This is a genomic window from Alteromonas sp. 4NS20-0143, from assembly GCF_057542855.1.
This window is the reverse complement of sequence record NZ_BAAJLR010000012.1, coordinates 54,726-74,273: the sequence shown is the minus strand read 5'-3', so window position 1 is coordinate 74,273 and position 19,548 is coordinate 54,726. Positions and strand designations below refer to the sequence as shown.

At 41.7% G+C, this 19,548-nt stretch carries 22 protein-coding genes; 11 read left to right on the top strand and 11 right to left on the bottom strand.

Annotated elements, in window-relative coordinates:
• The first annotated feature begins 374 nt into the window (after positions 1–374).
• From AC27HD_RS17750 to AC27HD_RS17740, 3 genes are read left to right on the top strand one after another with little or no spacing between them, the layout of a single operon-like run.
• Positions 375–1,037 carry a methylamine utilization protein gene (locus AC27HD_RS17750; RefSeq protein ID WP_487107524.1) on the top strand — a complete coding sequence of 221 codons (663 nt, stop codon included), beginning with the start codon at positions 375–377 and terminating at the stop codon, positions 1,035–1,037.
• Complete coding sequence (locus AC27HD_RS17745) at positions 1,030–3,369, top strand: putative bifunctional diguanylate cyclase/phosphodiesterase (protein ID WP_487107522.1); 2,340 nt, start codon at positions 1,030–1,032, stop codon at positions 3,367–3,369. Before AC27HD_RS17750 ends, AC27HD_RS17745 begins: the two co-directional genes overlap by 8 nt.
• 36 nt (positions 3,370–3,405) lie before the next feature.
• On the top strand, positions 3,406–4,617 hold the full coding sequence (locus AC27HD_RS17740) for a hypothetical protein (protein ID WP_487107520.1): 1,212 nt from the start codon (positions 3,406–3,408) through the stop codon (positions 4,615–4,617).
• A gap of 82 nt (positions 4,618–4,699) precedes the next feature.
• On the opposite strand, the gene AC27HD_RS17735 is transcribed toward AC27HD_RS17740, so the two are convergent.
• Together AC27HD_RS17735 and AC27HD_RS17730 are read right to left on the bottom strand one after the other, a co-directional pair.
• Positions 4,700–4,870, bottom strand: a complete 171-nt coding sequence (locus AC27HD_RS17735; RefSeq protein WP_487107518.1) for a PAS domain S-box protein — start codon at positions 4,868–4,870, stop codon at positions 4,700–4,702.
• Positions 4,871–5,004: 134 nt separating this feature from the next.
• Positions 5,005–5,127, bottom strand: a complete 123-nt coding sequence (locus tag AC27HD_RS17730) for a hypothetical protein (RefSeq protein WP_487107516.1) — start codon at positions 5,125–5,127, stop codon at positions 5,005–5,007.
• Between the two features lie 448 nt (positions 5,128–5,575).
• Between AC27HD_RS17730 and AC27HD_RS17725 the strand changes: the two genes are divergently transcribed.
• Together AC27HD_RS17725 and AC27HD_RS17720 are read left to right on the top strand one after the other, a co-directional pair.
• Positions 5,576–5,767 carry a hypothetical protein gene (locus AC27HD_RS17725; RefSeq protein ID WP_487107514.1) on the top strand — a complete coding sequence of 64 codons (192 nt, stop codon included), beginning with the start codon at positions 5,576–5,578 and terminating at the stop codon, positions 5,765–5,767.
• A gap of 559 nt (positions 5,768–6,326) precedes the next feature.
• A complete protein-coding gene (locus AC27HD_RS17720) occupies positions 6,327–7,055 on the top strand; it encodes a hypothetical protein (RefSeq protein WP_487107512.1) in 729 nt (242 codons plus the stop codon).
• A gap of 131 nt (positions 7,056–7,186) precedes the next feature.
• Here AC27HD_RS17720 and AC27HD_RS17715 read toward each other — a convergent pair whose 3' ends face one another.
• Complete coding sequence (locus AC27HD_RS17715; RefSeq protein WP_487107510.1) at positions 7,187–7,447, bottom strand: hypothetical protein; 261 nt, start codon at positions 7,445–7,447, stop codon at positions 7,187–7,189.
• A gap of 4 nt (positions 7,448–7,451) precedes the next feature.
• Entirely contained in the window at positions 7,452–7,667 is a 216-nt protein-coding gene (locus AC27HD_RS17710; protein ID WP_487107508.1) for a hypothetical protein, read from the bottom strand.
• Positions 7,668–8,233: 566 nt separating this feature from the next.
• On the opposite strand from AC27HD_RS17710, the gene AC27HD_RS17705 reads away from it, so the two are divergent.
• Positions 8,234–9,187: a DNA replication terminus site-binding protein gene (locus tag AC27HD_RS17705; protein ID WP_487107506.1), complete on the top strand. Its 954-nt coding sequence runs from the start codon at positions 8,234–8,236 to the stop codon at positions 9,185–9,187.
• 283 nt (positions 9,188–9,470) lie between these two features.
• Here the strand turns inward: AC27HD_RS17705 and AC27HD_RS17700 are convergent, their stop codons facing one another.
• On the bottom strand, positions 9,471–9,887 hold the full coding sequence (locus AC27HD_RS17700) for a hypothetical protein (protein WP_487107504.1): 417 nt from the start codon (positions 9,885–9,887) through the stop codon (positions 9,471–9,473).
• 43 nt (positions 9,888–9,930) lie between these two features.
• Entirely contained in the window at positions 9,931–10,482 is a 552-nt protein-coding gene (locus tag AC27HD_RS17695; protein WP_487107502.1) for a hypothetical protein, read from the bottom strand.
• 519 nt (positions 10,483–11,001) lie between these two features.
• Here AC27HD_RS17695 and AC27HD_RS17690 point away from each other — a divergent pair.
• The 4 genes from AC27HD_RS17690 (at position 11,002) to AC27HD_RS17675 (ending at position 13,012) form a co-directional block, all read left to right on the top strand.
• The gene (locus AC27HD_RS17690) at positions 11,002–11,211 is read left to right on the top strand and encodes a hypothetical protein (RefSeq protein ID WP_487107500.1); all 210 of its coding nucleotides are present in this window, start codon (positions 11,002–11,004) and stop codon (positions 11,209–11,211) included.
• 121 nt (positions 11,212–11,332) lie between these two features.
• A complete protein-coding gene (locus AC27HD_RS17685; RefSeq protein WP_487107498.1) occupies positions 11,333–11,440 on the top strand; it encodes a helix-turn-helix domain-containing protein in 108 nt (35 codons plus the stop codon).
• 275 nt (positions 11,441–11,715) lie between these two features.
• Entirely contained in the window at positions 11,716–12,198 is a 483-nt protein-coding gene (locus AC27HD_RS17680; RefSeq protein WP_487107496.1) for a hypothetical protein, read from the top strand.
• A 571-nt stretch (positions 12,199–12,769) separates the two neighbouring features.
• Positions 12,770–13,012 carry a type II toxin-antitoxin system Phd/YefM family antitoxin gene (locus AC27HD_RS17675; RefSeq protein WP_487107494.1) on the top strand — a complete coding sequence of 81 codons (243 nt, stop codon included), beginning with the start codon at positions 12,770–12,772 and terminating at the stop codon, positions 13,010–13,012.
• Between the two features lie 133 nt (positions 13,013–13,145).
• On the opposite strand, the gene AC27HD_RS17670 is transcribed toward AC27HD_RS17675, so the two are convergent.
• From AC27HD_RS17670 to AC27HD_RS17655, 4 genes are all read right to left on the bottom strand, one after another.
• Positions 13,146–13,535, bottom strand: a complete 390-nt coding sequence (locus AC27HD_RS17670; RefSeq protein ID WP_487107492.1) for a HipA domain-containing protein — start codon at positions 13,533–13,535, stop codon at positions 13,146–13,148.
• Positions 13,536–13,589: 54 nt separating this feature from the next.
• Positions 13,590–13,973: a HipA N-terminal domain-containing protein gene (locus tag AC27HD_RS17665; protein ID WP_487107490.1), complete on the bottom strand. Its 384-nt coding sequence runs from the start codon at positions 13,971–13,973 to the stop codon at positions 13,590–13,592.
• Positions 13,963–14,196, bottom strand: a complete 234-nt coding sequence (locus AC27HD_RS17660; protein ID WP_487107536.1) for a helix-turn-helix transcriptional regulator — start codon at positions 14,194–14,196, stop codon at positions 13,963–13,965. Before AC27HD_RS17660 ends, AC27HD_RS17665 begins: the two co-directional genes overlap by 11 nt.
• A gap of 108 nt (positions 14,197–14,304) precedes the next feature.
• Entirely contained in the window at positions 14,305–15,279 is a 975-nt protein-coding gene (locus AC27HD_RS17655) for a tyrosine-type recombinase/integrase (protein ID WP_487107488.1), read from the bottom strand.
• 261 nt (positions 15,280–15,540) lie between these two features.
• Between AC27HD_RS17655 and AC27HD_RS17650 the strand changes: the two genes are divergently transcribed.
• Complete coding sequence (locus tag AC27HD_RS17650) at positions 15,541–16,155, top strand: hypothetical protein (protein ID WP_487107486.1); 615 nt, start codon at positions 15,541–15,543, stop codon at positions 16,153–16,155.
• 199 nt (positions 16,156–16,354) lie between these two features.
• Here AC27HD_RS17650 and AC27HD_RS17645 read toward each other — a convergent pair whose 3' ends face one another.
• Positions 16,355–19,384: a TonB-dependent receptor gene (locus AC27HD_RS17645; protein WP_487107484.1), complete on the bottom strand. Its 3,030-nt coding sequence runs from the start codon at positions 19,382–19,384 to the stop codon at positions 16,355–16,357.
• Positions 19,385–19,548: the final 164 nt, after the last annotated feature.

The window sequence follows — 19,548 nt, the reverse complement described above, 5'->3', positions numbered from 1 at the left end:
ATCCAAAGACATTTAGGTACTATACTTACCTCTTTAGATAGAACATTTTATAAAAAGTAGAAAGTACAAAAGTTTTACCTAATGCGAGATTTTTTTCATTTGCAGAGCGGATTCGTGAGTCGCGTACCCTCCTTAAGGTACTTTGGGCATTTACAGGTAAACACCTTCTTTTTTTGGCGTCTAAGACGTTCATTATTATTAATACGCCACTTTATTTTATTGTGAATAAAGTTGCTTTTTTGTAGTACGGTATGAATACCTTGCTTTCTTTTCGCGGAGAAGATGTATAGCAAAAGATAGCTGGTCTTAATTAATGAAAATAAAATTGCACTTAACCGTTCTTTATATATAACGTATTTTAACAGGAAAGCTGTGTGACCTACTTATCCGCCTCACTAAGTGTAATTATCTTAATATTAACTGGCTGCTCGTTTTCGCTGCATGCTGCGCAAGTCTCGATATATATCGCAGACAATCAAGGAAAGCCGCTCACTAATATCGTTGCTCTTTTACGCAGTACCGATATGTCGAAGGTAGCTAAGACTGAGCCAGCGATAGCAATCATGGATCAAATAAATAGAGAGTTCGTTCCCCACACATTGGTGGTACAGCAGGGTACCAAGGTTGATTTCCCTAATTCCGATAATGTTCAACATCATGTTTATTCGTTCTCACCTGCGAAAACGTTTGAGTTAAAGCTTTACAGTGAATTAGAGGTGGAACCTCAATTATTCAATACCCCTGGTGTGGTGGAGCTTGGGTGTAACGTACATGATTGGATGCTGGGATATATTTATGTTGCAGATACACCGTATTTCGCACAATCCAACAGTGAAGGCAAAGCGACCATAACAGTCCCCGACGGCGATTATACGATGTCTATTTGGCACCCAAGACTGTCAGAAAGCGACACCGCGAGAATGTCGAAAATAAACGTTGGTAATGATGATATTACCGTAAGCTTTTCTTTGTTTTCGCCTTTATTACCCAGTCTTGTTGAATATGATGTAGTGGAGGGCTTTACCGAATATGATTAAAACTTTGTTTGGCCGCGCCTTAAATTTGCGCACGACATTAATGGTAAGTTTTTTAACTATCGTTTTAGTGGTCGTGCTATTTACCTTGTATATCGTTCAGCAAGCGACATTCACTCATTCAACTGGACTGTTGAAAACGAATGCCGAGACATCGAGTCGAGTAATAAACGACTACGTGCGAGAAGTGGCTAATGTATTACAATCCTCAGCAACCAACTTAGCTGCAGATTTCAGTGTTAAAAGTTTAATTTTAAGCGCAGATACTCAAGCGCAGTCACTGACACTTGGTATGCGTAACTTTGCAGACCGCTTTGGTGCAGAAGAATTTGCCGTGATTGACAGTAAAGGCAAAGTATTATCTACCTCAAAGGGCTTCACCTCGATAAAAAGTATAGATGTTGAGAGACTCGCGGTAGATGGTATAACGTGGGCAGAGATAGACGGTACTATTTTCCTAGCCAAATCGGTTGCTGTGAAAAACACGCCACGTTCCAGAGATGCCATGGCGTGGTTAATATTTGCTAAGCCTATTGCGGGATTGATAAACGATGACCTAACACGTCTCACCACTATGGACGTCAGCCTGCTGCGTGAAACACAAAACTCATTTACTTATTTAGCGTCTAGCTATCATAGTGCTATCCAACAAGAGTTCTCGAATGTGCTGATGAGTGAGAGCAACGACTTACAGGATGCTTACCTTTCCAGTGATCATTATGTGTATTTTGTTAGCGCGTTAGGCAACACCCAAAGTGCAACAATATTACTTATGTTATCCACAGTAGAAAGCAACGCTTATCTGTCTTACAACAGCTTGTTAGGGCGCTTAATCGGCTTGCTCGTTGTCGTAGCCATCGTTGCGCTGATAGCAGCGATGTTAATATCCAACAGTATTACTAAGCCAATTCTTATTTTAGTAGGGTTAACTGAGAAAATCCGCCAAGGGCTGCATGTTAACAAGTTTCCAGAAGAGGGAGCCGCCGAGGTTAACACGCTGTCTAATGCCATAAGTTCGATGCAAAGCGCAATTGTCAAAAGAGAGAACGAGATAGAAAGGCTGGCATTTTATGACAGCGTAACGTCTCTGCCTAATCGTAACCGCTTTATTCAACTACTTGAAGAGCAGATAACGCTTTATCCGAGTAGTATGTTTTCCGTGGTGCTCATTGATATAGCTCGATTTAAAGAAATCAACGACACTATTGGTCACAGTACGGGTGATAAGCTGCTCGCTTTGGTAGGAGAACGATTACGCAGCGGTTGTCGCGACAACATGTTTATAGCCCGTTTAGGTGGAAATGAGTTTGCTGTAATCGACACTGAGGGTGGAAATGTTGAGCAGTTGATGGAAGAACTGGCAAGTATGTTTAGCGGTGCTTTCAACATTAACTCACTTTCGCTAAACATAAACGTCAGTATTGGTGGAGCTAGGTACAACGACCATGGCATTCAGCCGAGTGAACTGATGCAGGCGGCAGATATTGCTCTTCATGCCAGCAAAGATTCCCATAAGCCTTACGTACTCTATCATGAGGAATTAAATACGTTCTCAGTACTGCGATTGCGGCTAATGAGTGAGCTAAAAGAAGCACTTAATCAGGGTCAGTTGACGTTGTACTATCAGCCGAAAATGGCGTTGGCTAATGATAAGGTTCACAGCGTTGAATGCTTGATCAGGTGGATACACCCCGACCATGGCTTTATCTCACCAGATGAATTTATCCCTTTAGCTGAGCAAACTGGCGCTATCCGCTATGTAACCGGTTGGGCGCTGCGACAAGCTGCCCAGCAATATGCACAATGGCGAAGCGTAGGAATGGACATTGCAATGGCGGTCAATATTTCTGCTGTGGATCTCACCGACTTATCACTCCCTCATACCGTGTCGGCGCTGCTGTCCGAATTTACTATGCCACCTGACAAGCTCATTCTTGAAGTAACTGAAAGTGCGGTTATGGGCGATCCTGAAGTGGCAATCAATGCGCTCAATATGCTAAGTCGAATGGGAATTAAGCTTTCGATCGACGATTTTGGTACCGGGTTTTCTTCAATGGCACAGCTGAAGAAAATGCCCGTCAATGAGATTAAAATTGATAAAGCATTTGTGTTAGAGCTTGCTACCAATGAAGAAGACCAAGTTATGGTTAAAACACTGATCGCATTAGCTAAAAACCTAGGGTTGAGTACGGTTGCTGAAGGGGTTGAAAATGAGGAGTCGGTGATATTACTTCGCAACATGGGGTGCTCGACAGCTCAGGGGTTTCACTTAAGCAGACCATTACCAGCAAAAGACATTACGCCATGGTTAGAGGCACATAGTGACGTTCGCTAACTTTTAGCAATGTACTAACGTTGAATAAGGAAGGCAGTGAAATACTGGATTCTATTGTTATTGATTTGTGTTGTTATCAGTGCGCCAATTAGCGCACAAGTGCTGTCTGGGCGTGTCGAAGTTGCCATTGTCGATGCCGACAAACTGACAACGTGGCAAAACAGTGGTACTGGTATTCTTCGGCCTGAAAGCGGGGGTACTCAGCTTCAGCAGGCTTTCATTAGAACCCACTTCGACTTAAACAGTGATTGGTCTGTAGATGCCGTGCTTAATGCGTATGAAGACGGTGTAGATCATATTGGTTTTACTCAGGGTTTTCTGCGCTATAAACCTCTGACACCAAATAAGGTTAAGGTAAAGGCAAGACTCGGTTTTTTCTACCCATCAATGTCGATTGAAAACGTTGCCGAAGGCTGGCTTTCCCCTTATACCTATACACAATCTGCTATTAACAGCTGGATAGGCGAAGAGCTTAGAAACGCAGGCGGAGAAATTAGCTTTTTTGAAAATGGTAGAGCGAGTCGTAGCCCCTGGAGTTGGGAAGCCACATTCGGTGTGTTTAAAGGTAACGATCCGCTAGGCTCTCTGCTGACATGGCGCGGCTTTGCGATGCATGACAGGCAAAGTCTTCATTCAGACAGAATAAACTTTGCGAAGCTGCCTAGCGTTATTCGCGAAGACGCAATCAATTCACCCGCATGGGTAGAACCCTTTACCGAAATTGACGGAAGGTGGGGAGGTTATGTCGGATTTCATTTACGCCATTTTCGAACATCAGAAGCACGATACTACTTTTACGACAATAGAGCCGATCCAAGCGCTATTAATCAGGCGCGTTTGTATGCATGGCGCACCAAATTTCATTCCCTAGCACTACAGCATAATTTCAATAGGCAATGGCGTCTGATGTTTCAATTTATGGACGGGTCGACAAACATGGGCCCCAATATCGTCAGAGCTGACTTTACTGCATGGTATGTTGCTGGGCGATATTCTCATAACAAGCATTCAGTGACTCTGCGTTATGATTGGTTTGATGTTCGAGAAGACGATTCTATGCCTGCTGATCAAAATAACAGTGACGGGTACGGCTTAACGCTAGCATGGCGTTATCAATATACCCATCACTGGGAGTTTGGCGCTGAGTATCACCGCAATGAAAACAAAGCAGAAAACAGAGTTCAACTTGGTATTCCACTAAGTCAAACTCAAACCCAATCTCGCTTTGTTGCGTCATATCGTTTCTAATAGGTTTAGCAATTTCTATGGGTAAATCGCTGCAGAGTATATTACAGACAACCTTTGAGTAGGTATATTCTATAGGTGTCCCTCATCCACCATCGAGGGCTTGTTCAAGAGTTTGTTCGACTATTTCTCTGGCCTCACGCTCTTTGGTGACATCTCGAACAAATACCGTGAAGTGTTTTTTGCCAGACACAAGTACTTGAGACAGGGCTAGCTGCACCCATATTCGCTCGCCAGACTTGGTCTCAAGCTCCACCTCGCGCGCACTGCCCACTATTTTTTGACATTCGTATTTCTGTGAGTACTAACGTAGGTATCGTGATTGGCTTTATGTTCTTGGGGCACGAGCAGTCGAATGTTTTTGCCTATCACTTCATCAGGCGTATTACCTCACAGCTTTTCAGCTGCATGATTATAAAACGTAATATTATTATTTTCGTCTATGGTCACTACGGCCAAAATAGCTTGATTGAGCGCCTGCTCTGCAGCGTTTCTGCGGCTAAAGAATGTCATATTGTGCCCTTAAATGTGAGTAATAACAGATATCGATGCGACGACACTGCCTGTTCACACACCTCAAACGTGACGCGATTTTGCAACGCTCACAAGCGCCTTTGTATTAGACTTTTGAACTAAGTTAGTCACTTGATAAAATAGTCATGAGGTAAGCCGTCAAAGTAAATGATGATTACTGCGCTTTACTATTTAGCCTTTGTGAAAACGTGCAAACCATTAGTTTGTTTGGATATCGGTCTAGCCTCTCACTACCATAGTGAAAATAAGCTAGTCTCCACATCTTCAGCGCGTCAACCTATGCTGAGTGCGTTAAAAGAAGCGGCACATTCCTCCATGAGCTCACGCATTACCAATTAATTTCATCTCATTATCACGCTGGCACGACGCGGTCTGAATACGTGTGCACGGTATTGTCGGGCAATATTGAAAGGGAGTATGTTTAAAAATGAATTTTCTATCATCTGGACAAAATGGTGACGTTATAAAAAGTAAGATGCAAGTAGCAAGTATTTTTGTTCTGTTGAGCTGTGCACAAACTGAAATCGCTAAAGATAAGTATGAGCCAACATCATATGTAAAGGTTAAGCACCCTGAATGGTCCAAAAATGCGTTGATGTGCCAACTCAATACAAGCTAATTTAAGCCTGAAGGCATGTTCAAGGCAGCGAAAGAGTAATTACCAGACTCAAATCATTAGGCGTTGGAATTATCTGGTTGATGGCCGTGCATTTAATCGGAAAAGAAAATCGCAAAGCTGAATTGGGAAGTCGCTACTCGGCGAAAGAATAACGAAAAGTCAATCCTGAGTTTGGTACATGAGTGGATTCAAAAGCATGTTTCAGTGATGCCCATGATATGGGTATGTTCGTTATTTTAGACTGGATGGCGAATCATAGTACGCGGGATAATTAGCTCCGCTTTGAGTATCCATAATGGTATCACGTGACTATAAAGGTCAGATTAGACCTACACCATGGTGAATAACAAGTTGTGTAGCCTAATCTACTTTTTGACAAAAGATAATTTCTGATTTACGCTTAAATAGCCATTTCGGTGGCAAGGTTGGCTACCTGTGAGTCTCGCACATACGCCCTTAACAGATCCATATAGCATATTTTCTTACATATGAATATTTGCAGAAAAGCCAAAGCCAAAGGCAAAGGCAAAGAGACTTATAACTGTGTTAGGATATTCTTATGCACTTCAATCATAGTACTTCAATAACTAAAAATCTTACACTTTTCATCGATGATATAAGAAAGCTAAATGTTCTCAACGCTACATTGAAGGAACATCTAGATAGCCGAGATTCGATTGGGCTAAAATTAACCACGCATCAATTGGTAGTCGCAAAATCAATTGGTTACAGCTCACATAATGATGTTGTTCATTCGCTGCCCTTAGAAATCGATGTTGAGGATTTTGTAAAAACTTTTGTAAAACAGGTCAATAGCACATCAAGCTTAAAATGCCCCGACGGCTGTCTGGTAGATTTTATTGACGCGCTTTTAGATTCGCAACTCACTCGCAAGAAATTAGACGTTATTCAATTGAGTAAATCAGTAAAAGCAAAAAGACCGTATTACGAAGAAATGGGGCCAAGTGAATTTAATATGCCATTTCCAGTTTACGTTTTTTTAGATCACGAGACGAATGAGCTGTACGTAGCAAAGACTCAAAAGCAATATAGTCCAGAACGAGCAGTTTTTGGAATCGAAGAGATGTTTGAAATACCAGCAGATATCTCGCGTGAAGAAGTCAACGAACTATTAAACAATATCAGAGTCGAAGCGGAAGCCTTGCTGAACGAATCGTGGGTAGAGTGGGACGGTAGAAACTTTCGTAGAGAATCTACCGAAACCGGCAACGATTTAAGAGAATCTTTAGAAATCAAGGTTGATAACTTTTGTCATCAAATAGGCTAGATTGGCGAACTATATACTTGTAGGTAGTTTAAATGCGCAACAGAGCACTTGATTTGTTTTCGTTGCGCTGTCTCTTCTGTTTATAAAGTAAAATGCGCAAGGGAGAAATAATTGAAAGATTTGAACATAACTTAAAAAATTCCTTTTTCAGTGTTTACGTATTCATAATATTTTAAATCCTTGCCAAGATATAATGAGTAACTTGCTGCTTCTTTTTGTTGTAACACGGCACTTTTAATCAGCTCTAGGATCACAACTTCATTCTCCGCAGAAACTGGTACCAACATATCCATTCCCATTCCAGCGTAGAAGGTGATGACAAATTTACCTACCAGGTCGCATGCCACTGTTAGTGAACCGCTTCTGATATTCTCAACCAAATCTGAAGACATAAAGTTATCCTAAAACAGATTCACCATCATTGAATTTGTCACAAAGTTTTTGGATTAAACTCAATTCATTTTGACTTAGAAAATCTTGATAAAGGTATTTTGTTCTTCTATTTAAGATACCAAATAAATCTTTTTCTGATATGTAAGGAATATTCCAATCCCAAAGTATTAGTGCAATCTCGGGGTAATCGTCGATAATAAGTATGTCGTCATCTTCCAAAATCAGTCCCGCTTCATTAAATTGAGTGCTGTTGATACTGTAATAGTGGGCTTGGAACGCAAGACGTTCATAATGTATAAAAAAACATCATAAAAGTATGTCATACAATGCCTGAAAAAGTAAATCCTGAGAAATTCCACAAGCAGCACTGGATAACAGATCTGGCTTTATCTGGTAGATTGGAACAGCATAGTTACACAGAGAGAAAAGTGCGGAACTACTAACGCTTTATACGCTCAGATTTCACGTACAAGCGCCTACTTTTCTTTCACAATTTCGGTCATCCCCACGCTCTAGAGAAGACACCAATGCCAATAGAATTAGTGTATTCCACTCTATTACAGACCACCTTCAAGTAAGTGTATTCTTTAGTTGTCCCTCATCTACCACCGAGGTGCCCCTCTTGTTCAACTCGCGCGCGCCTTCGGCTGGTTAGGTAGGGCGAGATTGCAGGGTTGATGCCACTATTGGGGTATCGCCGGTGGGTTTTATTAGTGTTTTTATGTGAAGGTGGTCTGTAAATATTATACAATAGAGGTAATGTTAATTGATAAGAGTATGTGGTGATGGTGAATGACTTTGCGCGCTTTAATAGTTTGCTTACTACATTGGATGAATTGTATGAATCGTTGTACAGCGAAATGCGGTTAGCGCCCACGGCATATTTTGCCAATATTGATGACGTCACTAAAGAGGATTTCAAAGCGTTCTCTGCCGGTGAGCTTATGCTTGGCCATCGCGACATGTTCAATGTTCAGGCACAGATGCGTTGCCTTAATGCCTTAAAGTGCTTCCATCGTCCCTCTCACGATATTTCAGGCCGCGTTGCGGGCAAATACCCTGGCATTTTGTTGCTTGAAAACCATAACGACGTCATTGATACCGTCATAGCCATTAACAGTACAAAGACGGCTATCAAGCATTGCGTGCAGGATAGAAAGCCTGATGGCTCTCACGGGCGCAATCATTTACAAAAGCATGAGTTCTTGCATCAGCATCGTGGCGCCGAGATTATCTCGTATCAGCTGTATCGGCATATCGATGTGATTAACTGTCGCCCTCATACCAATACGACGCTTAAAAGCGTCAATTTTTATTGGGCCTATAAAAATGCAGACCAGCGACTTACGCCAGAGCGTGCCGTTTTGTACCTTTATAATAGCAAGTCTGGGCTTACTGATACGCAGCTGAACGATGTAAAAGCGCGTATTATGGACACCCAGCACACCCATCGCTTTTATATACGCAAGACACGCAATGCGTCGGTGAATTTGTCGCTGTATTACGGGGCAGTGGATGGTAGGCCAGTGGTTAATACAGTTAATGCTGCCCAGCCCATAATTTTGTGTAATTCTGAGGATGTCCCCACAATTCGTCCGTTAAGCGCCCATGTGCCGCAAAAGCGCAAAGCGAATAGGAAAGGGCACGCGTGGGAATGCTTGAATGAAACCGTGAACCTTTTTACAAGGCCAATCACAGAGACGGACAAAAAACGTGAAGCTCAATTACCCAATATCTAGCTTGGTTAGGCTCCCTAGATATGGCGAATGCAGGTGCTTTACTAGTGTTTTTATATTTTTTGATTCGATCTGTTGACGAGGTGCTTGAGGTGTTGCCTGAGCTCGGGAAATTCCGTCCTTGCTTCATCTAAATAAGCGTCAAAATGGGGTATCGCCGGGTAACGCCGGCAATTAGAAGACAGTTGAAGTCCTAGTAAACCTTCCAACTCCTTCTGTGTTTTCCCTTTTATTGACCAGCGCCTCGATTCTTTATACAGGAGATCACTGTTCTCTTTAATCAAGTCTACGGCTGATTTAAAAAGTGAAGCACCAGGCACTTCATGCGTTTCATCACTAGGAAGGAGTAAAGAAAATTAGCTAAGGGAGGCTCATCGCTCGTTAGCTCTACGGTAAAGTTAGCACAATATTCTCTATGAAGCGCCAAACCACTCGCTGGACTCTTAATGGGAACTTTCGAGATGGTATCGTCAAAAAAGATAGCATTCAGCAATCCAAACTTTGTTTTAGGGCGGCTAATATACACTTCTGCGATGATATCGCCTTTTTTCACCCAGCTATAGTTATTGGGTTTATAACTTGTTGTATCGGTACCACCAGCGTGCGTGAAGACGCTACCTATCAGGCTCGGCATGACCAGCACTTCAGTGCCAAAAGTAACGCCACTAGGTATAACCCCGCTCTCTCTCTTGTTTGGCAACATAGAAACCCTCTCCCCAATAAACTCGAAACTAACACCAAATGGATTAATTGCGTAAACGGGCAAATAGCGAATTAGCCAACGAACGACTATTTACCATATAACCTCTCGCTTTTGGTGACTCCCACTTATTACACCTGTGACGTCTGCAGGTACTACGACTCACTCTCTCATCGACGCAATACTTCGAGGGCGCACGTTTTTCAGGAAATGAAGATATTTTCTTATAGACAGGATATTCCTTACCAGCGATGACTTCGATCACGGGTTTATAAGGAAACCCCCAACTGAATTCTTCAAAATCATTGCAGTGAGGCAAACTGGGTCTGATTTGATACTCTTCCATATAGAATTGCTGAGTTGTGGTAGACCACCATCCCCTGCCTATCAAAAGCCCTTTGGTATAATATTTAGGATACACACTCTCAACGACATTGACCTCAACAGCATAATTGCCATGCTTGTCTTTCGCACCGGAAGATGTTACTTGAGAAATACCTTTGGCTGTCACCAGGTACTTGCCGTCAATCGAGTCGATATTGGCCATGACTGGTGAAGTCAGTAAAAAGATGATTGCAATAAATAAAGTTATTTTCATTTCGAAGATACTCCCAAAGTTTTCGAGAGCACTTGAGCAATACGCCTAGCATGCATAAAACTATGCTAATTCACTTCCGTGCGAGAATTAACGGTTAAAAATTAACCAAGGATAAGATTGCCATATGCCCTGATAAACAACAAGCGATAAATAGTGGGCGCTAAAGAACGAGTAACGCCTCTTCCCATTCAACAATCTCGGAACGTTTCCACTGAACTGCTCATAGCCGAAATATGCATTCAAATATTTTGAATAGTCAGCGTTGACGGAGTATATCCCCCCAAACGCTGATTGTTCCTCCCAGGAAGAACTAGCTAGGAATGTAGATATCTCTGCAGTAACCTGAATACTTACATTTTTGTTGGCATAATATTTCTCAATATCGATTGAATAGACCAGACTTCTCTAGACACTTAATTGCTTTATAATTATGTGTACTAAGGAGAGAAGATGTCTCAGCGATTAGAGAAGAATTTAAAATACAGACCGTAAAACAAGTTGTCGAGCAGGGCTATTCAGTTGCTAGGGCTTGGAGTCACTACCAGTTCTCTTTATAACTGGATGAAAGCCTACGGCCCAGAAAGTGAAGAACATAAGCAGTATCAAGAACAATCCGACCGAATTAAGCAGCTAGAAAAAGAACTCAAACGCGTAACAATGGAACGCGACATCCTAAAGAAATCCACCGTATGTTTCGCGGACGAGTCAAAGAGAAATACGCGTTCATAAAAGCTAGGCGCAAGAATTACCCAACAAAATTGATGTGTGAAGCACTCGCAATACGCGTAGCGGGTTCTATGCATGGATAGATAAACCGAAGTCAATTCGCCAGTTGGAAGACGAGCGTCTGATGGGGTTAATTAAGCATTCTTGGCTAGAAAGTGGCTGTGTGTATGGATATAGAAAAATCACGAGTGATCTACGAGATTTAGGTGAGCTTGTAGTAAACATCGTGTAACCAAGCTGATGAAGTTGGAAGGAATAAATGCGCAATTAGGCTATAAAAGTCACAAAGGACATTACTTATATCCGAACTCACGAAGGCAGGCTCTACCTCGCTGTAGTACTAGATTTATACTCTCATAACTCTAGACGCAAGCACTGGGTAGCGAATAATATGCCTCCAATGACTTATGAAAAGTTAAAAGAATTCGAACGAAAATCTGTCTAGTAAAGTATGGTCGATTCATCTATTGGCGTTAAACGCCACCTAGTGGAGAAAAACGCCACCTGGTGGAGAAAAACGCCACCTGGTGGAGAAAAACGCCACCTGGTGGAGAAAAACCCCACCTAGTGGAGAAAAACGCCACCTGGTGGAGAAAAACGCCACCTAGTGGAGAAAAACGCCACCTGGTGGAGAAAAACGCCACCTGGTGGAGAAACGCCACCTGGTGGAGAAAAACGCCACCTGGTGGAGAAAAACGCCACCTGGTGGAGAAAAACGCCACCTGGTGGAGAAAAACGCCACCTAGTGGAGAAAAACGCCACCTGGTGGAGAAACGCCATCAGTGGAGAAAAACGCCACCTAGTGGAGAAAAACGCCACCTGGTGGAGAAAAACGCCACCTGGTGGAGAAAAACGCCAACAGAATTACTTCTATTATTTACTATCTTATTATTGCTGCCTGTGCGGTTAAACATAGTCAGCATAAGAAATGTGCCCTTTCCACGGTCTTATGTTTTGATTTATTGTATTTGGCTAAACGATTGCCATTAATCGCTTATCTAAAAAGGGTAACCGATAAAACTTCAATATATCTGCGCCTCTCTAAAGAATTTTTATCACCTTTTATCACGCTGTTTTTAGTAGCCGTTTAATTTACTCTTAATAATCCGATTACACTAAAAAATGAGGTGGCGTAAAACGCCACCACTCCACCCAATCTGTACATTTTTTGGCCGAATTCATAAGTCGCGTACCCACCCGAAGGTACTTAGGGTATTTTCAAGAAAACCACTGAATTATTTGGCTTCTGAGACGATCAATTTTACTAATAATACGCCACTCTATTATTTGTGATTAAACTTGCATATTTGTAGTACAATATGCATAACTTGACCTCGTCTATCACGAATGTAAAAGTATGGTAGTTTTTATTTCAGCATAATTATTTTTGGTTGGGTTATACCTTTTGTAAGTCTACAGAGAACTGAAAATACCCATCGTTGCGAACATGCCTCAAAGGATTTGTGGCTACCCCTTCGCACTAATCGCACGATTTGATTATATTGCACATTCTGAGCGATAAACTACATTGTTATTTCACTTCCAAGCTTGAAGCGTACTCATGCACACATTAACAGCAAGCGATGCCAAACATAACTTCGGTGAGCTACTGCTAAACGCTCAACGTGAGCCAATTAAAATTAGTAAAAACAATAAAGATGCCGTTGTTATGATGTCGATTAGAGACTATGAAGAGCTTGAAACTATGAAAGCCGATTACATCAAACATTGCTTTCAGACCACAAAAGCAGAATTTACCCAAGGCAATGTAGTTGACGGTGAAAACTTCCTGAGCGCGTTGTAAATAAAGTATGCACAAAAGTAAATATCAACTAGGTCAATCAGCACAGACTCATTTACACAAAACCAAACATTATGCCGTTAACAACTTTTCCGAGAGGCAGTGGAACGCATGCAAAGCCACATAAAGCATGTGATTACACATTCTCTCCGGAGAAAAAGACGTCACTGACACCATTGTCTACTTCTTTAGGGGAGTGTGTATTGCGGTGTGTTGCCTTCATCACATTTTCATAGCTACCTAAATATTTCTGGTCTCCAGTGCGCCCCATAAGCGTAGCATAATCCTCGATACCCATTTTATTTCCGTCATTGTCTACGTCAAAACACTCTACCACATAGCGCTGCAAATCATCTGATAGCCATACCTTGGGTGTATCCAGACCCCAGTACTCGGCGCATTTCATGCAAACAAACTCGTTGACTGTCAGCAAGGGGAATTCGTCATCAAAGGTTTTAACAATAAGGTCTTGTTGTAAGAGAGTCGAACGGGATACCACTACCTTAGGCTGGACGCCGGATGCCATACCATTTAAGTAGTAACGGTCCAGTGTTTGATGGAATAAACTTTCTTTGCCAGATCAGTGCAGTATGTCATTGATGGAGATGGGATCAGGCTCTGGTAGGGTGATGCCGGCATCGTAAGATAAGTGGTCTATCCCTTTCTCCCCCATGAGCGCCAGTAAGTACATATCATCTACATTAGCGTAACGTATGAGCTTCTCAGAAATATACCGACGCAGATAACCTTCAGGCAAATTCTGCGTGAATATTGGATGCAGTGCGCCATGCGTATACGACTCAGGTTGATAAAGCATCGTTAGCGATACTGGTAAATCTTCATTAGTATACGTATAGCTAAACTGGGCCGTCCGATTTAAGATACCAGACGATTGTCCGGCCACATGAACGCTCAGTCGGAGAACCTGTTCGGGTAAGCTTGCGAGAATTAAATTAGTCGTCATCGTAAATCGCCCCAAGTTCATCAAATTTCGGGCGGTGATTAATGGGAGTGGCTGTTAACTCTAAGCCCATTAGAGTTAAGTAACGCTCAAGCAGTTGCAGTGATCCCTGATAACGGCCGTTCTCAATTTGTGAGATCCGAGGACGGCCTGTTTTGAGTTTGTTGGCAACATCATTCTGAGTCATGCGGTGATGTTTTCGCTCTGCTTTTAGCTGATTACCGATAGATTCTCTGCTCTTTTCTCATACTATAAATGTAGTTATATATATACAAATAACATTTCACTCAAAAATGTACATATATAACTACATTTAATCTAAGAATGAGAAAGATTACCTTACGTTCGCCATACCTGTTTTCGTTACATCAAATTCTTCACCATAATGCATCGGCATCGCTGAACTTGTCCATCCACCGGCTTTTTGAATCTGATCTAATGATACGCCACGTTCAAACATGGTCACTACGCCACCAACCCGCGTGCTATGACAGCTTGGTGTAAATTCTAAATTGAGTATGGACGCTAAGTTCTTATATCTGGCCAATAGCGCATGGTATTGCATCGCGGTATCTTGCACCGTTTGCTTTGGGGATAGTTTTCTTAATAAAGGACCATCGACAATACCGGTTCGCGTGAGCCATTTATCAATCAGTTCGATAGTCGTTTTTGAAATGTAGCCATACTGACCTTTACCTGATTTATCGGTTTTAGAGCGCGGAGCGAAAATGCGCTGCTTATTAAAATCGATATGCACCAGCTCGATAGCTAGAAGATTTGATGCCCTGAAAATGGTATCAATGGCCGTATTAAAGATGACGGCGTCACGTAATCCAATCAGAGAATCAGTGTCGAGTTTTGCATTGATAGCATCGATATTTTCAAGACGCATGGGTGCTGCTTGAGACTGGCGGCTGGGCTTTTGATTTATCTTATGATTGGTGTATTCGGCAAAGAGTTTTGATTGTTTCCAGGGGTCGGGCAATTCGCTCACACCAATAAAATAGCGCACTGAAGCAATTTTTCGGCGTATGGTGTGATGCTTCAGTTTGGTAGACATCAAATAGTCTAGATAAGCCCGACACGATGCTTTTGTGATGCTAACATCGCTGGCCATAGCCGGCAGTGTGTTATCTTTGCAGAATGCGAGGTACTGATTGAAGTCATACTGATAGGCCCGTTTCGTATTTTCAGATTTCAGCTCCCATACGTCATCTTTCAATTCACGTAAATTCTCTATGACGCGGTCGCGATCTGACTCAGCGATCGCCATCGGTACATTATCGACATGAATTAGCATGGAGGGCATAAATTCGCTCTTTTTATTATTTAAGATAATTTGGGTTATATTGAATAATAGAGCAAATTCGTTTGCAGAACAACGAAAGATAAAACGTGTTACATCATGCTTAAAATAATCAGTAGGATAGGGGGCGAAGCTGATTAATATAAAATCATGATGTAACACTTTAAATTGATGGAGACAAGGGTTCTACGCTGGAAAAATCGTGATACATCATGATAGAGTGAAAAAACCATCTTGAATCACTAATTATGGAATTGGTTAATCATGCTCTCAACCACGCCGGATCCTATTTGGATTGCTTATCGAGACTCACTTCTAAGTGCATTTATGTCGACAATGGACCAACATGATTATATCGATGGTGGAAAGTTCGCTGATGATGTGTCAAACAGCGTATTAAATAGCATTACACTTCGTGACGCCGTTCGAAGTATGCGGGGTGTTATCAGTGAAGAAAAAATAGAATTATTGAGGGTTAGATATCGCAGTTACAAGTATAGGAAAAGTAAGGAAAAGAAAACTCTTCAAATTGAAGAAAGCACCCATAAGTGGATTATGAGTGCGAAACAGGAACACTACTTTGACACTGTTGATGAGGCCTTGTATCACTTGTTAAATCCTAATTACTCACAACAACGAGAATGGAAAGAAGAAAGAATTCAAGTTGCAAATAATTCTATCGAAGGAGATAAAAATTATATATACAGCCTGTTAGAAAGGCTGACGGCTAATGACAGAAAAATGGTTTTATTATCCATAGAACGTGCATTTATGGACGGTTGGAAAGAAGCCAAAGCCAGCAAAACTAAAAAGGTTAGTGCGCTCGCTGAGTCTACAGAAAACTATATTAACCAATTTAAAGATTCAAAATTTCTTTAACAACCTTACGGTATCCGGTTTTTTGTAAGCTTAAGTTCCCGCTGACGGTTGGTGCGAAGTACTATTGTTGAGTCTTTGTGAAGGCGGTCTGCAATTAATTTTAAGCCCAGTTTGTCATACATCTACCGCCTTAAATATTTTTTTATTCCTACAAATATGGATAGCCACGAAATTGTAAGTGACTATCCATTAGCTTTGATTAAAAACTATAGGTAATACTGACTTCGTAAATTCGTCCGGCATAACGAACGCGAGATATGGCATCTTCATTACCACCGATGAATTCATACTCTTGTCTATTATTCAAATTGAATCCTCTGAAATTGAGCCTAGCGCCGTCATAAAATTTGTAGGAAGCAGAAAAGTCGAGTCTTCCTCCAGAAGTTTGCTCTCTTGAGTCACTTCCTAAGAAAGATGTGTTTCCGCCAGCATCCAATAGTTTCGAAGCCTGCCAGTTATAGGCCAGGCGTATACTTACATCTCTATCTTCCCAATAGCCAATCAAGTTATAAGACCGCGGAGCAATACCTGTCATCCGTGTACTCTCTCCCTGATCCGTATTAACGTATGTGTAATTGAAAACGCCACCAAAACCATTCCAAGGATATGGCAAAAAATCTAGTTTTTGCTGAACAGCCAATTCATAGCCGTTAACAGATATAACATCATCGCTGTTGAATGAACGATTAACAGTAACGGTTCTTTTATCGAGCACCTCTCCATTTTCTGTTACAAATGGTGCGATTTCTTGACATAACGGCAATGACTGACCCGCCACAGAGATAGACTCCAGCTCACCAAAAACATTTCCAAATAGAAGCTCCTGTCCAACTGGACAGATAGTTTCCCGTTGAAATAGTCCCGTTATTTCTTTTTTGAAAGCGCCTATTGAAATGGCACTTCCGTCTCGGTTGTACCACTCGAGAGAAAGATCGTAGTTATCCGAAGTGTATGGCTTTACGTCACTGCTAGGGAGTTCTAATTGGACTCTAGAGGGAGTGTTAGTCAGTGAGGATGAAGGTGTTTGAGAGCGTAAATTCGGCCGAACAATTCCTTCATAAAATGCGCCCCGCAAAATAACGTCTTCATGTAATTCTAACGCTAAATTAAAGGACGGTAACGTATGTGAGTAATCAGTGTCGCGCTGAACAACCACAAGGGATTCATTTTCTAACCCTGCTCCAACAATATCGTTATTTGTCTTGACGTATCTAATGCCGATGTTCCCAGAATAGCTGTAATTACTTATCTCCCCGTCGAACTCACTCATAACATAAGCTGCCTGAATCTTTTGTTCGACGCTAAAATTATCAGCAAACAATTGGTTAATACCATTTTGAGTTCTTACATAGAAACCTGTTGGGTCGGCAATAACACCCCCTTCAATATTCTCTAGACCATCTTGAAGAAGCGTCTTTAACCCTCGAGAGTTTAGGGACCGCCAGCCTTGTCCTGAGCCGAAGTATCCTGGGAAGTCTCCATTGAAATATGGGTTCTGGGCATCCACAAATAACACATCGTTGAAAATATTCTCCTCCGTTAAAGCACGCGTGTTAATTCCACCGGCACCGATTCGCAGATCGGTGTTTACTAGCTCTTCTTGGGATTGATAAACACCAAATTTTAGGGAAGTTAGTCTGCTAATGTCACTTCCCAAATCGAAAAAGCGCTTTGCATTAAATTCAGCGCTATTAAACTCTCGTTCTGGGCGATCTACTCGACCATTTACGAAAAACGTTACGTCTCGAAAGCCTATACTATTTGGATCTAATCGACTGCTGAAGCCAGATAAGTCTACATTGGACCATACGCCGCTGTAGTCGAAATTATTAAATCCAGATGCATTTGTGAAAGCTTTTGATAAATCACCGTTACCTGTGTTTATCTCAACATCGATACCGGTTGGTGCCCAATTTGTTCTTACACCCGTATTGGGGTCGCGATACTGCCCTGGTCTCGTGGTGTGTCGAACATCTAGCCCTTGGTTTTGGAACTCGTTAAGTGACTCGGAGTAGGTGAGTTTTCCATCCAGTATCCAATCATTTGTAAGATAATCGCCGTAAAGTATTGCTCCTTTGGCCGTTTCGGTAAAAGACATCAGGCGGTTAGCCGGCGCCCAGTTAGCGTTTTCTATTAGTACATGAGATACAGCGTATACGGGTGTACCATCTTCTTCGCTATTGAGTTGAATTGGCTTGCCTAATGGCGTTATCGCTTGACTAGCTACATCTACTTGGTTTCTTGCGGAAAACGAGACATCTTCAAAGTTGCTTTCAGTAAGGTCGCGTTTAGTATAAAGAAAGTGCATACCGAGTTTAAAGTCATCGGTTACACGATACTCAATATTCGCTGTTGCAGATATTCTGTCACCATTTTGAATTTCAGAAACTTGACCCGCTCTTGTAATCGCTCTTATAACTGCATTATCATCTAGACCGTGTGTGGCTTTATACTCAGCTAGGGAAGGTGTCACTATTTCATTTAATGTTGAGTACTGAGTATAGTTCGCAGTATCACGACGATAGATTTGTTCAGAGCCGGCTAGCTTAAATGCAATGCCCAACTTATCTTCAATTAGATGTTTTACACCTGAAAATCTGAATTGTTGATTCCATTTGTCAGTCAATTCTTCATAGCGACCACCTAAGTTAACAGAATACTTATCACTCGTTTTGGAAAGAGCTTGCTGTAGCTTCTGATCTACAGTTCCAGCAATACCGCCTTCCTGTATGTCTGCAGTAGGAGATTTAATAACAGTTACACCATCAAAAACACTTGCTTCAAAAGATCCGAATGGATTTGAACCTCCCACTTCGCCCTCGCTACGGCTCGGCGTAGCAAAAGATTGACCTTCAGCAGTAGTTTTTACAAAACCTCCCGACAAGCCTCGAAGATTAATTTCAGAATTGCGTTGGCCATCATCAGTATTCAACTGAATACCAGGTATGGCTTGTAGTGCTTCACCTAAGTCTAATGCTGGCAGGCTATCGATATCTGAGGCTGAAATAATGTCAACAACTGAAGGCGCTTCTCTTTTTGTATTAAGTGCAGTTTCCAGCGACGACCTAACTCCTCTTACTTCAATGATTTCAGTATTATCATCGCTAGAACCACTAGATGAACTTGGGCTTTTTTCAAGATCTTGAGCAAATAAAGAGTGGGACCCAATAGAAAATAGTATACAGGCAGTACCACTTACTCTACCTGCTTTTGGAAATTTGATACGCATAAACGTTCCTTTTGAATACGTTATTAATGAATAGGTCTTTTAAGCAATAAGTAGCCTTCAAGACTGCTGGTCTCGGGACTATTAGCTTAATTCGCGATCAATACACTAAAAATCATTTACAGTAAATATTTATCAACACCAATCACACACTTTCATTACCGATC

Bases quoted from the DNA above. Each gene is read 5' to 3' on its own strand.
- AC27HD_RS17645 (WP_487107484.1), bottom strand. From the start codon at position 19,384: ATGCGTATCAAATTTCCAAAAGCAGGTAGAGTAAGTGGTACTGCCTGT.
- AC27HD_RS17720 (WP_487107512.1), top strand. From the start codon at position 6,327: ATGCACTTCAATCATAGTACTTCAATAACTAAAAATCTTACACTTTTC.
- AC27HD_RS17665 (WP_487107490.1), bottom strand. From the start codon at position 13,973: ATGACGACTAATTTAATTCTCGCAAGCTTACCCGAACAGGTTCTCCGA.
- AC27HD_RS17700 (WP_487107504.1), bottom strand. From the start codon at position 9,887: ATGTTGCCAAACAAGAGAGAGAGCGGGGTTATACCTAGTGGCGTTACT.
- AC27HD_RS17695 (WP_487107502.1), bottom strand. From the start codon at position 10,482: ATGAAAATAACTTTATTTATTGCAATCATCTTTTTACTGACTTCACCA.
- AC27HD_RS17675 (WP_487107494.1), top strand. From the start codon at position 12,770: ATGCACACATTAACAGCAAGCGATGCCAAACATAACTTCGGTGAGCTA.
- AC27HD_RS17670 (WP_487107492.1), bottom strand. From the start codon at position 13,535: ATGGCATCCGGCGTCCAGCCTAAGGTAGTGGTATCCCGTTCGACTCTC.
- AC27HD_RS17715 (WP_487107510.1), bottom strand. From the start codon at position 7,447: ATGTCTTCAGATTTGGTTGAGAATATCAGAAGCGGTTCACTAACAGTG.
- AC27HD_RS17705 (WP_487107506.1), top strand. From the start codon at position 8,234: ATGGTGAATGACTTTGCGCGCTTTAATAGTTTGCTTACTACATTGGAT.
- AC27HD_RS17685 (WP_487107498.1), top strand. From the start codon at position 11,333: ATGGGGTTAATTAAGCATTCTTGGCTAGAAAGTGGCTGTGTGTATGGA.
- AC27HD_RS17650 (WP_487107486.1), top strand. From the start codon at position 15,541: ATGCTCTCAACCACGCCGGATCCTATTTGGATTGCTTATCGAGACTCA.
- AC27HD_RS17725 (WP_487107514.1), top strand. From the start codon at position 5,576: ATGAATTTTCTATCATCTGGACAAAATGGTGACGTTATAAAAAGTAAG.
- AC27HD_RS17730 (WP_487107516.1), bottom strand. From the start codon at position 5,127: ATGACATTCTTTAGCCGCAGAAACGCTGCAGAGCAGGCGCTCAATCAA.
- AC27HD_RS17745 (WP_487107522.1), top strand. From the start codon at position 1,030: ATGATTAAAACTTTGTTTGGCCGCGCCTTAAATTTGCGCACGACATTA.
- AC27HD_RS17655 (WP_487107488.1), bottom strand. From the start codon at position 15,279: ATGCCCTCCATGCTAATTCATGTCGATAATGTACCGATGGCGATCGCT.